This window comes from Streptomyces sp. NPDC029159 (assembly GCF_055564055.1).
Genome location: NZ_JBVHWT010000005.1, coordinates 143,860 through 155,457 on the forward strand (window position 1 = coordinate 143,860; position 11,598 = coordinate 155,457).

Consider the following 11,598-nt stretch of genomic DNA (forward strand, 5'->3'; position numbering starts at 1 on the left):
GGCAGCATTTCACGCCGTACAACGTCGGATCGAAATCAAGCACATGGGATTTTCTGGCTCAGGTGTCGTCGCGGCGCCATGAGGTCAACCGAACTCCCTGCTCATCCCATGTGTCCTCCTCGCGGAGAGAAGCTAGGGAGCTGTCGAAGAACTTTCGGGACTTCAAGACCCCGTTGGGGTGCCACTCCTTGAATTCACCGACAGCTTGGCCGTCTCGGACAACCCCCTCGGAGCGCGGAATGCCGTCTTGGTACCACTCACGGGACTGCCCGTTCGGGATTCCATCGGTGTACTCATCCAAGCTGATCAGGTGTCCGCCCTGGTACTCAGCTACTTCTCCGGTGAAGGGCTTACCTCGGTAGAGCAAGCGCTGAGCGGGATCCATGTCAACGTCCGGATCATCAACGTCGATTCGTGGCGCAGGGGTCATCAGGGAATCCAGTTCTCGTCATTCGGAGGGAAGCCGGTGAACCTCCCGTGGCTGCTGGGCAGCCCTTGCAGCATATGGTTGCAGTTCGCGCAGAAGGGAGCTCGCCTGCCAGGAAGCCCCGTCGAAGCATCGTTGAGGTAGGGGAAGTCGACCGACGCGCGCATCTCGGCGAGAACAGAGGCGTCGTCCGGAAGTCCCTGGCGCGTACGCATCCAAAGCAGCTCGTTGGCCGCCTTCACCTCGGCATGGCCCAGTGGGTTGTCCTTGTGCGGCGGGGGGTCCCCAATCGTTTCCAACCTCTCCCGCAGGGTGGGGTGCAGGTCGTCCAGTTTGATGACGACATCCGCCTTGCCGTTGATGCCTTCGATGATTGTGCCCGTCCGGAGGTCCATCACGGATCCGACGCAAGCCCCTGTCTGCTTCCTGGGAAAGGCACCTGAGTCCTTGGCGTCTCGGTACTCAGCTCCGCGCTTTTGGGCCAGCTCATCTAGGTAGTCGGCGACCGGCTTGTCGTGGATGTGGGTGATGAGGCCGTCCTTCCTGGCCACATAAGGCTGGTTGACGTCGATCTGCTCCAAGAGCTTCTGCCCCTGCCCAGGAGGTGGAACTGTTCCGTCTTCGCCCACGTGTGTATCGAGGGAGAGCGCTTCTTCCGGGCTGGAGGCAGAGCCAGAGGCGCCGTGATCGGGTGTCCCGCCCGAACCTGGAACATGAGGGTCGTGCCCGGCCGCCCCGAAACCGGCCCCGTGCTGACCTTGGTGCGGGACCGTCGGGTCGTCAGAGCCGTGGCCTCCGATCGTGGGGGTGGCATCACCAGTGCGGCCTGCTCTACCTGCCTCATTTTCCACGTTGTTCGTGGGCGTGTGATCGCCCGCTTGGCCCCAAAGGCTGTGTCCTGTGGTGCCGCCCGGAGACGTGTCGGTGTGGACGGCTGAGGTGCCGTCCACGGTGCGGGCCGGATCGGAGAGGTCCGAGCCGATGCGTGTGGCGTTGTCACTGCGTCCGCCGACGCCGGCAAGGACCGGCTGACTCTGGTGTGCGGGGGCCTCGATCCGCGGGCTGTCCGCGCCTGTGGCCGCTTGGGCGGGCTTGTTCTTGGGGGCGTCGTCGGCGTGCTGGAGGAGGGTGCCGTCCTTGTCGTAGAGGTGCCCGGCGCCGTCCGTGTAGTTCCCGGTGAAGGGGTCCTTGACGGTGTGGGGCGGGAGGACGGTCGTGCCCTCGGGCAGCTTGATGGTGCCGTTGGGGAGCTTGGTTGCGCCGACTGGGACGGCGGCATCGTTGGGGAGTTGGACGGTGCCGTCCGGCAGACTGACGGCACCCTCAGGCAGGCTGAAGGCGCCTTCGGAGATCTTGGGGATGGTGAAGTGGCCGGCGTCTTTGAGGTGGGCCATGACGGTGCTGATCTTCGATACTCCCGCGCCTGCGCCTTTGAAGACGTAGGTCATCGGGTCGATGGCCTTGCCCGCCTTGCCGGCGATGGACACGACCTTGGCCGCGGCGCCGGCTTTGCCTGCGCCTGATGCGGTGGCGCCGGCGCCTTCGGTGAAGATGGCGGTCAGGACGTTGAAGGTGACCGCGCCGGCGGCCCGGGGGGCGTTCGACTCCCATTGGTCCCAGGCCACGAGGGCCTTTCCGGTTTCCTTCATCGCGGTGCGGGAGTCCCGTAGCCAGGAGGGGAGTTTGTCGCCCGGGATCGCCAGGAAGGCGGGGCCTATGAGGGGCATGGTGGTGATCGAGACGCCGGTGGCGAGCTTGGCCAGGCCGGTCCATGCCTGGCCGGCGGCGTCCCAGCCGTCGACGCAGAGCAGGGTGCCCAGGCCCCTGATGGTTCCCCAGGCGCCGTCGACGATGACGCCCTTGCCGAAGTCGTAGGCGTGCCGCCACACCTTCCACCACGGCACGGATTCCTCGACCGCGTCGCCCCAGGGCAGGTGCTTGGACTGTTTGAGGGCTTCGGCGTCGTAGCCGTAGCCCGTCGTGTGGGAGCCGTCGATCGCGTGCAGTTTCTTGCCGCCGACCAGGGCGACGATCTTGGCGTGGCAGTCGCGTTCGGCTGCCTGGAATGCGGCCCAGACCTCGGCGATCTTGTTGCGGCGGCTGAGGTTTTCGTCGGTCAGGTCGCCGTCCTCGCGCCAGTTGTCGTCGCCCGCGACCTTGTGGCGGAAAGTGGCGGCGTCCTGCTTGAGCTGATCGAGCTGCTTGACCAGCGGAGCGATCTCACGGGCATAGGTGCCCAGGGCCTTGGCGATGACGCGTACGTCTTCGCTGACGTCGTGGGCCTTGTCCGCGACGGGCTTGGTGACGGCGAACAGCTGCTCGGCCTCGGGCGCCTTGTAGAAGGCGGACAGTCCGCCGAAGGACGTGTGGACGTCCGAGCCGGCGGTCTGGATCTTGGGGCCGCTGTGGGAGAGCGACTTCACCTTGGATTCGAGAAGGTCCAGATCGCCGGTGAAGACCGGTACCTCGGCCGGGTCGACCGGAGCGTCACTCACTTCTTCCCCCCCCCCGAAGCCCTTCAGCGCATCCACCCGCACAGCCCGGGCGGCGTTCTGGGCGTTCCTGGCCGCCTCCAGATCGCCCCCCTGCTGAACTTGACGATCCTTTGTGCGGTTATGCCTATCAAGTGCGGGATCGCTGATGCAATCCGCTATCCCGATGCTACGACCGGGGTGTGACAACGGGCTCAGGGCGGCTGTCCGACTGCCCGCCGCCGTAGCGAGGCTGATACGGGAGGCCGAACGGCCGACCCACCCGCTCCAGGCGTTCTCCCCCGCCCTTCAGACGCCGCATCAGGCACTCAAAGTCCTTCCAGCCCGACAGATCCGACGGGTCTCCCGGCAGCGGGTAGCACCATCGCCGGTTGCGTCTTCGGGCCGAGAGGGGCCGGCGGTCCGGACAGCGGGGTGTGCTGGGCGCGGTTGTCAGGCATCCGGCGGACCTCGTCCGCGCCGAGGACGAAGGCGAGGGGGCCCCGGGCCTTCGAAGCGGGGCGGCACCGCCAGGTCGCGGCGGGCCTTGCGGAGCTGGACGAGCACCGACCGCTGTCCAGGGCAAGGCGTCCACCGGGGGCACTTCGTCGGGGCCGTAGCCGAACATCAGCGTGACATCTTCCTCCACGCCCGCCGTCGTCCGGCTGATACGCACGGTGGCAAGGCCCGGCCGGTCTGGGTTGCCGACCACCACGCACCACGTCGGCTCGGGCGCCCGCTCGTGGGCGAGGTCGGTGATCCGGCGCGGTGACCAGGGGAGATTGGCGGGCTCGGCGGTTCCCCATCCGGCCGGGGGCGCGCCGGTCAGCTCGCGCCATATCGACTCCAGGGCGCCGCCTAGGACCAGGCGGTCGTCCGCGGGGTGGACGGTGCGGAAGGTCACGGCCAGCTGGTGTTCACCGGTGACCGCCACGTCCTGGTAGGAGGCGGCCACCGGGGTAGGCGGGTCGTCAGCGGTCACGTCGGCCGACGTCACGGGGGCGAATATGCCGTATTCCATGGCCGAGCTGCCCATGCCGGGATTGGTGCGTGCCACGAGGGTGTTGGTGTATGCCGTCGCTGTAGGGCCGCCGCGCTCGGAACGGTAAGCGCCCAGACCGATGTACCCAGCGACCTGGTAGACAGCGCCACAACGGAGCCGCACCCCGGAGGGCAGGCTCGGACCAGGTAGCTTTTCCTCTTCCTCGGCAGCGGGGCACTCGCCGGAGCATCGACGATCAGGAGCGCAGCCGGTGTAGGGAGGGCTGACGTTTCCGGTGTGGGCGCGGGCGCTGCCCGATGGGAGTGTGATCGCGTTCGTGCGGCTCATCGGACACCCCTGATCAAGCGGAGCGGTGGTTCGTCGTGCTCGCCGCCGAGCATTTACGCGAGGCATCCGCGAGAACTTCCACGCCCAGGGGAGGGGCGAGCCGCTGCCGCTGTACGTGCCGCCGATCCAGGGCTCGAAAATGCAGGTCAAGCTAATCCGGACCAGAGACTTCCCAGGGACTTTTCGGACTTTTCGCTGAGTAAACGGGTAAGGCCCCGACGACTCTGAAAGACGCAAAGGCCCAGTTCAGAGGTGGTTCCCTGTCGGTTGGTGATGCTCGCCGGGCCACATCCCTTGTGCGAGCCGCCCTGGATGGACGCGGCTGCGTGGGCGAGGGGCTGGTGGAGCAGTGCGAGTCGCGCGAGCGTAGTGCCGCGATCGGCGCTGCTCCAAGTGAACTACCCCTTGGAGCAGCGCCAGTTGGCGAAGCGGTCGCACTCACTGGTACGAGTAGAACCCCGACCCGCTCTTGCGGCCCAGCCGGCCGGCGTCGACCATCCGCGCGAGCAGCGGGGGAGCGGCGTAGAGCGGCTCCTTGTACTCCTCGTTCATGCAGCCTCTTGCCCGCGGCAGTTATCCTCCAGCCAGGTCTTGATCTCGCTGGGCCGGAACCGAAGCTGCTGTCCAACGCGAAAACTGGGGATGACCTGCTTCTCGTGATTGTCGTAAACCCATGAGGCGGGCTTTCCAAGAAAGCTGGCGAGGGGTGGCACGGTCCACATGGATTGGTCCATAACTGTTCACTCCGGAGGTCGGGAGTGCCACACGATAGGGACGGAAAACGGCCGCACCAAACGAGCTGTGTAGCGCCGCTTGACCTTCATTGATTCAAACACAGCCTCTATGAGGGAGGCGGCGCTGGGGCTGAGGTGACGCACAGTGGGCCCGCCCCGCGGGAAACCAGCACCGATCCAGCACAACGCTCCTGGCCGGACCGAAAAGGGGCCTCAGCGGAACTCAGCACGAACTCAGCACGGCCCGGCTTGGGCTCGTTCGCGGCGAACGAGCCCAGGCCGTTGACCTGTATGTTTGCCACTCCGCCCAGCATTTGCTAGGGCTCAGCGTTCCAGTTCGAGACCATCTGGCTGCGGACGAAGCGGTACGACGCGGAGGGGCAGGTCAAGAGCGGTAGCGGGGGAGTGTGTTACCTCTACTTCCCGGTGGACCCGACCCCGGCCCAGCGCGGCGCACTGCGGGACGTCGGGGTCCGGTAGCGGTGGGGCCGCCGGGTGGGGCGACGGCTTCTTCGGGAGGTGGTCCCGGAAGGCCGTCGTCATCACCTGGCGGCTGTGCTCCCGGCCGTCCTGGGTGTGAGGTGTCCGTACTGGTCGACCGTGACCTTGATGGATCGGTGTCCAGGCCGGGTTCGCCGATCGCCCGGTCCAGCGTGGCCAGGGGCGGCCCGACGCTGCGTACTCCAACCGAAGTTCCGGTCTCGGCCCGCTGCAGTGATCGTGGTGACAGCATGGTGGGGGTGAGCCGCAGGGCGGGGAGGTAGTAGGTGGCGGGGCGGGGACCTTCACGGCAGGAGCTGATCAGGCGGCGCCGGCGCAGCGGGTTCGTCGGACGCCGCAGCGAGCGGGCGCAGTTCCAGGAGGCTTTGCAGCAGGAGCCGGAAGAGGCCACGCAGTCTCTCTTCCACATCCACGGGCCTGGTGGTGTGGGGAAGTCCACGCTGGCCCGGCAGTTGGAGAACGTCGCCCGTGAGGCGGGCGCGCTCACCGCTTATGTCGATGAGGCGGTGGCCGACCCGATCGAGGCGATGGAGTCCATCAGCGCCCAGCTCGCCGCGCAGGGCGAGCCGTCGAAGGACTTCAGCAAGGCGCTGGCGACCTACCGGCAACGGCGTCACGAAGCCGACTCCAGCCTCGCCGAGGCCGAGGCGGCGGTGGGCTCGTCGGAAACCGCCACACCGGCCGCACCGTCGCCATCGAGTATGGTCCTCGCCCAACTTGGCCTTGCGGGCGCGGGAATGGTCCCCGGCCTGAGTACGTTCACCGGCGCGGTCAGTGCCAACCATCTGGCGGCGGGGGCCGATCGTCTCAAGGCGGCACTCAGCGCCCACCTCCGCAACCACGAGGACGTCCAGCTCGTCACGTCCCCGCTTCAGGCCCTCACCCCGGTATTTCTCCGGCACCTGACCGACACGGCACGCGGCCGACCGTGGATCGTGCTGCTCTTCGACACCTACGAACGCACCGGCCCACGGCTGGACACCTGGCTGCGCGACCTGCTGGTCAGCGACCGCTACGGCGAACTCCCGGCGAACGTCATGGTCCTGCTGGCGGGCCAGTCACGGCTGGACGCGCGGTGCTGGGGCGACTGGCTCGACCTCGTCACCGACCTCCCCCTGGACGTCTTCACCGAGGACGAGGCCCGCCATCTGCTGGCGGTCAAGGGCGTCACCGACGAACGCGTCGTCGAGGTGATCCTCACCCTGTCCGGCGGGCTGCCCGTGCTGGTCTCGATGCTCGCCGAGACCCGCCCGACAGACCCAGCCGAGGTCGGCGACCCCAGCGGCACCGCCGTCGAACGCTTCCTGAAATGCCGCTCACGGTATAGACGGAGCCAAACCAGCTCGCTGTCGTCGATGGGGGCACCGTCCATGAGGACGAGCGGGGTGACGCGGACGTCGAGGGCGGTGGAGACGGGTGGCTGTTTCGTGGCGGAGGCCGCGGAGTCGGTCGGTGACGTCGCACTGGCCGTGCAGCAGGCGTTCACCGACGGTGCGGACCCGGTAGCGGCCCGACCAGCGATTCCCTCCGGGAGGATCACGGCGTCGCCGGGCGCGATGGCGAGGTGGTCCACGTTCGCTCGGCCGCGGGGTCCGCGCCCCAGTCTGACCGGTTTGTCGGCCGGGTGGGCGAGGCGGATCCTGGTGGCGGTCCAGCCGGGGATCCGTGTATCGAGATCCCCTGAGTGCCGGCGCGCCATTCGATGAGTCAGGTCAGTTCGGATTCGAGGCGGCGCTGCAGCTCACCGAGGGTCTCGCGTGCGAGGGTGAGCCTTTCCGGGTCGAGACCCTCGGTGGTGCGCAGGGCCAGCTGGGTGTAGGCCGCCTGCATCCTGTGCAGTGCGGCGCGGCCGGTCGGGGTGACCTCGATCAGCTTGGCCCGCTGGTGCGCGGGATTGGGCCGGTAGCGGGCGAGTTCGTCCTGGACGAGCAGGTCCGCGACGCGCTGGACTGCCTGGCGGGTGTGGCCGAGCCGGCAGGCGATGGCTCCGACCGGGGCGGCTTCGTGTTCGACCTCGGCGAGGACCTGCCAGCGCGCCAGGCTCTGGCCGGTCGGCCGGGCGATGCCGTTGCCGATCGCTTCGACGACGTCGGCGAGTCTGCCGACCTGGTCGATCAGCGCGCTGTAGGCATCACAGGCCCGGTCCCCATCCTTGACAACATGTTGTCGTGTAGCTACCTTCTCGGACATGGCAACATGTTGTCATGTTGCGCTTCGGGCCGCAATGAGCGAATGAGGAGTACCGCATGTTCTCCGTATCCCGCCCCCTCTTAATCTCACGCAGCATCATCATCGCCGCACTGCCCTCGACGGTTTTCTCGGTGCTCGCCGATCCGCACCGTCACGCCGACTTCGACGGCTCGGGCACCGTGAAGAACGCGGTATCGGGACCCGATCGCCTGGGCCTGGGCGACACGTTCAAGACAGCCATGAAACTGTTCGGTGTGCGCTACCAAATCGTGAACACCGTGGTCGAGTTCGAGGCGGACCGGCGCATCGCGTGGTGCCACCCCGGCAAGCACCGCTGGCGCTACGAACTCGAAGCCGTCGACGGCGCCACACGGGTCGTCGAGACCTGCGACTTCTCCACCTCGCCTGTGCGCGGACTGCTCCTGCGCACACCGTGGCCCCGCTGGAACGCCGAGGGCATCGAGAAGACCCTGCCGCGGCTCAAGGCCCTGGTCGAGAACGGCGCCTGAAGCGACGGGCAGGGGCGGCCCGGCACACCAGCCGCAGCCGGCCATGCACCGTATGCCCGCTCCAGGTACCCGGGCTGCCGGGACCGTCGCACCACTTCGACATGCTTCCGCGGAACGTTCGCATGCCGCCCAATCACGGCGCGCAGAGGCGATTGCTGCCGCGGGCCCAACACCACCTTCAGCGCGGCGTGCCGCCGCAGTGTGCATTGCACAACCCAGGAGAGTCGCATGGCGTCCGAACCCCGCCCCTTCCGGATCGACACACCCGAAGAAGATCTCATGGACCTCGCGGAGCGCCTGGACCGCACCCGCTGGCCCGATGAGCTGCCCGGAGCCCGCTGGTCCCACGGCGTCAACAGAGCATGGCTGCGGGACCTGGCCGGCTACTGGCGCGAGGGCTACGACTGGCGAGCGCACGAGGCGGCGCTCAACACGCACCCGCAGTTCACCACCGAGATCGACGGGCAGAACATCCACTTCCTGCACGTCCGTTCCCCCGAGCCTGACGCGACGCCCCTGATCATCACGCACGGCTGGCCCAGCACGATCGCCGACTTCCAGGCGATCCTCGGACCGCTCACCGATCCCCGCGCACACGGAGGCGACCCGGCCGACGCCTTCCACGTCGTCGCGCCCTCCCTGCCCGGGTACGCCTTCTCCGGCCCCACCCGCGATCGCGGCTGGGGCGTCAACCGCACTGCCCGCGCCTGGGCTCAGCTCATGAGCGACCTGGGGTACGAGCGCTACGCGGCCCAGGGAGGGGATTTCGGCAGTCTCATCGCGCCCGAGCTCGGCCGGGTTGCCGCGGAACGGGTGATCGGAGTGCACGTCAACGCATTGGCCTTCGCCGCGTGGCCCATGTCCCCCGACGAGCTCGACACACTCGGCGAAGCCGATCGCGAACGGGCGCTCACACACGAGCGGTGGTGGTACGGGCGTTCCGGCTACATGCACGAGATGAGCACCCGCCCACAGACGATCGCCTACGCGCTGAACGACTCGCCGGCCGGTCAACTGGCCTGGAATTCCGAGTGGTTCGTCGACTACGACCCCACCGCGACCAAGCACACCGCCGTCGACCGGGACGCGATCCTGACCAACGTCACCATCTACTGGCTGACCAGAACAGCGGGCTCTGCCGCACGCCTCTACTTCGAGGCCGGGGCCGAACTGTCGGCGGGAAGGCCGTCGCCGTCGATGGTCCCGACAGCGGTGGCGAACTTCCCCGGGGACCATGCGATCCGGGACCTGGCGAAAAGGTCCCACGTGATCACGCGCTGGCGGGAGTACGAGCGAGGCGGGCACTTCCCCGCCCTCCAAGCACCCGAGCTACTCGTGGCCGACATCCGGGAGTTCTTCCGAAGCCTGCCCGGCACACCCTGACGCAGGACTGACCCCACCCCAGAGAGGAACCACTGTGCAGATCGGCATCGGACTTCCGAATCAGGTCCGCGATGTCACGGCATCGGCCCTTCCACGCTGGGCGGCCCGGGCCGAGGAAGCGGGATTCTCCACCCTTGCCACGACCGGGCGCTACGCATACCCGGGCGTGAGCGACACCGTCGCGCTCGCGGCCGCGGCCGGGGCGACCACCACGATCGGACTGCTCAGCGCGGTCCTGCTGGCCCCGACGTGGCCCGGTGCCCTGCTGGCCAAGGAGATCGCGGGCATCGACGGTGTCTCCGGCGCCCGGCTCACGCTCGGTGTCGGCGTCGGGTCGCGCGAGGACGAGTTCACCGTGCCCGGTCACGGCATGCACGGTCGTGGCGCGCGGCTGGAATCCGACCTGGCGACGTACTGCGAGATCTGGAGCGGGGCGCCGGCCGGCAACGGACCGAACCCGGCCGTGCCGTCGGGCACCCGGCAAGTCCCCATGCTGTTCGGCGGGTACTCCGCTCGTGCGCTGGACCGCATGGTGCGCTGGGGAGAGGGCTACATCGGCGGGTCGCTGCCTCCGGCCATGACGGCGCCCAGCTTCGAGGCGGCGAAACGGGCCTGGCGGGAGGCAGGCCGCCGGGGCGCCCCGAAACTCGTCGTCCTCACCTATTTCGCACTGGGCGACCCCGAGGCCGGACGGGCGAACATCGAGGACTTCTACCGGCTGGCCCCCAAGGACATCGCCGCCAACGCGGTGCTCCGCACCACCCGGGAGACGATCGAGCGGTCCATCACGGAGTACACCGACCTCGGTGTGGACGAGATCATCTTCGTTCCCGCCACGGACGACCTCGACGAGGTCACGAGGCTCGCCGACATCGCCACCTGAACAGCCGTCGGGAGCCGACATACAGCAAGACCTCCAAACGACTGGCCTGCCCGGCGCGAAGTCCGCACGCAGCTCCGCGTCCAGTGCCGGCGCAGCGTCGCCGAGCCGGTACCGCTGCCCACGATCGCGCGGAAATGCTCGAACGGTGCTCATGATCACGCGGCGGTGCTCACGAAACCGCGGAACCTAGAGTGCACTTCTCCTTGCGCAGCGACTGCAGGTGCTTGCCGTGGTTCCAGGCGAACCGGCGGGCCTGCGGCTCCATGGCCGGATACTCGGGCTGGGCCGTCATCTGCTCCGCGTGCTTGCGGTAGTGATAGACCACGGTCGGCAGCAGAGCGCCGCGGGCGACACCGATGACGCCGACCAGATAGGCGTAGTCCTCTCCCTGGGGCAGGGCAGCGTAGCCACCGCTCGCGCGGACAACCTCAGTGCGCGCCAGCAGCGTCGTCGGTCCGATGGGAATGGTCGAGTCCGGGGACGCCCAGTGCCGCCAGACATCGCCAGGCGCATGGAAACCAGGCGGAGTTGAGCAACGCCAGGTAGTGATCGAACGGTCGGGGCGAAGGTCTGCAGACCAACCTGCACACCAGCCCAGTCCGTGCGCCTGAGCGTAGCGCGGGCGCACGGACTGGGCTGGTGTGCAGTACGTCGTCATCGTCCGACGTAGTGAGCCACTCGGCGGTCACCTCGTTCATCGCGAAGTTGCGCGCCGAGCCGGCTCCCACAGGCCGCGGGAGCGCGACGACCTTCACACGAGCGTCCGTACGCAGAACTTCGGGCACGCCCTCCTCGGACACGCCGTCGAGAGCGAGAATCCACTCCCAGCTCACATCCTGATCCCGCAGGCTCGCATAGAGCTCCAGCAGGTACGCGATCCGGTCCGGACGCAGCCGCGTAGGCGTAACAACGGCCACTTCGACACCGAACGCGGAGTCCACGAGGGCGCCGGCCTTCGACGCTGCAACGATCTGAGCGACGTTCGACAACTGGCCCTCGACCGCACTCGATTGCGGACTCGGTGTTCACCGCCCACTCCTGCTCAAGGGCGCGGGCCAGGGCTCCTGCCCTGGGCAGACGGAAGCGGGGGGGGGGGGGGCGGGCGGGGGGGGGGGGGGGGGGGGGGGGGGGGGGGGGGGGGGGGGGGGGTGGGGGGGGGGGGGGAGGGGT

9 protein-coding genes and 3 pseudogenes are annotated in these 11,598 nt (G+C 68.2%); 5 read left to right on the forward strand and 7 right to left on the reverse strand.

What is annotated here, in order from left to right:
* Positions 1-58: 58 nt before the first annotated feature.
* The 4 genes and pseudogenes from ACZ4U4_RS12875 to ACZ4U4_RS12890 all read right to left on the reverse strand — a co-directional run.
* Positions 59-430 (reverse strand): toxin-antitoxin system YwqK family antitoxin, encoded by a 372-nt coding sequence (locus tag ACZ4U4_RS12875; RefSeq protein ID WP_467872440.1) that lies wholly within the window; start codon positions 428-430, stop codon positions 59-61.
* Positions 430-2,958, reverse strand: coding sequence for a hypothetical protein (locus tag ACZ4U4_RS12880; protein ID WP_467872442.1), 2,529 nt, complete (start codon positions 2,956-2,958; stop codon positions 430-432). Before ACZ4U4_RS12880 ends, ACZ4U4_RS12875 begins: the two co-directional genes overlap by 1 nt.
* Positions 2,959-3,202: 244 nt before the next feature.
* Positions 3,203-3,910 (reverse strand): annotated as a pseudogene (locus ACZ4U4_RS12885) (DUF6177 family protein); the annotation flags it as partial.
* 756 nt (positions 3,911-4,666) lie between these two features.
* A pseudogene (locus ACZ4U4_RS12890) lies at positions 4,667-4,780 on the reverse strand (3-hydroxyacyl-CoA dehydrogenase family protein); the annotation flags it as partial.
* A gap of 515 nt (positions 4,781-5,295) precedes the next feature.
* Between ACZ4U4_RS12890 and ACZ4U4_RS12895 the strand changes: the two are divergent.
* Positions 5,296-5,442: pseudogene (locus ACZ4U4_RS12895) on the forward strand (peptidase C39 family protein); the annotation flags it as partial.
* A gap of 287 nt (positions 5,443-5,729) precedes the next feature.
* Positions 5,730-7,169, forward strand: a complete 1,440-nt coding sequence (locus tag ACZ4U4_RS12900) for an ATP-binding protein (RefSeq protein WP_467872445.1) — start codon at positions 5,730-5,732, stop codon at positions 7,167-7,169.
* Between the two features lies 1 nt (position 7,170).
* Here ACZ4U4_RS12900 and ACZ4U4_RS12905 read toward each other — a convergent pair whose 3' ends face one another.
* Positions 7,171-7,653 carry a MarR family winged helix-turn-helix transcriptional regulator gene (locus ACZ4U4_RS12905; RefSeq protein ID WP_467872447.1) on the reverse strand — a complete coding sequence of 161 codons (483 nt, stop codon included), beginning with the start codon at positions 7,651-7,653 and terminating at the stop codon, positions 7,171-7,173.
* Between the two features lie 56 nt (positions 7,654-7,709).
* On the opposite strand from ACZ4U4_RS12905, the gene ACZ4U4_RS12910 reads away from it, so the two are divergent.
* The 3 genes from ACZ4U4_RS12910 to ACZ4U4_RS12920 all read left to right on the forward strand — a co-directional run bounded on the left by ACZ4U4_RS12910 (position 7,710) and on the right by ACZ4U4_RS12920 (position 10,428).
* A complete protein-coding gene (locus ACZ4U4_RS12910; RefSeq protein ID WP_467872450.1) occupies positions 7,710-8,162 on the forward strand; it encodes an SRPBCC family protein in 453 nt (150 codons plus the stop codon).
* Between the two features lie 228 nt (positions 8,163-8,390).
* Positions 8,391-9,545 (forward strand): epoxide hydrolase family protein, encoded by a 1,155-nt coding sequence (locus ACZ4U4_RS12915; RefSeq protein WP_467872452.1) that lies wholly within the window; start codon positions 8,391-8,393, stop codon positions 9,543-9,545.
* Between the two features lie 34 nt (positions 9,546-9,579).
* On the forward strand, positions 9,580-10,428 hold the full coding sequence (locus tag ACZ4U4_RS12920; protein WP_467872454.1) for an LLM class flavin-dependent oxidoreductase: 849 nt from the start codon (positions 9,580-9,582) through the stop codon (positions 10,426-10,428).
* A 169-nt stretch (positions 10,429-10,597) separates the two neighbouring features.
* On the opposite strand, the gene ACZ4U4_RS12925 is transcribed toward ACZ4U4_RS12920, so the two are convergent.
* Positions 10,598-10,753: a hypothetical protein gene (locus ACZ4U4_RS12925; protein WP_467872456.1), complete on the reverse strand. Its 156-nt coding sequence runs from the start codon at positions 10,751-10,753 to the stop codon at positions 10,598-10,600.
* 103 nt (positions 10,754-10,856) lie between these two features.
* Positions 10,857-11,417 (reverse strand): glycosyltransferase family 2 protein, encoded by a 561-nt coding sequence (locus ACZ4U4_RS12930; RefSeq protein WP_467872459.1) that lies wholly within the window; start codon positions 11,415-11,417, stop codon positions 10,857-10,859.
* Between the last annotated feature and the right edge of the window lie 181 nt (positions 11,418-11,598).

Bases quoted from the DNA above. Each gene is read 5' to 3' on its own strand.
- ACZ4U4_RS12875 (WP_467872440.1), bottom strand. From the start codon at position 430: ATGACCCCTGCGCCACGAATCGACGTTGATGATCCGGACGTTGACATG.
- ACZ4U4_RS12905 (WP_467872447.1), bottom strand. From the start codon at position 7,653: ATGTCCGAGAAGGTAGCTACACGACAACATGTTGTCAAGGATGGGGAC.
- ACZ4U4_RS12910 (WP_467872450.1), top strand. From the start codon at position 7,710: ATGTTCTCCGTATCCCGCCCCCTCTTAATCTCACGCAGCATCATCATC.
- ACZ4U4_RS12915 (WP_467872452.1), top strand. From the start codon at position 8,391: ATGGCGTCCGAACCCCGCCCCTTCCGGATCGACACACCCGAAGAAGAT.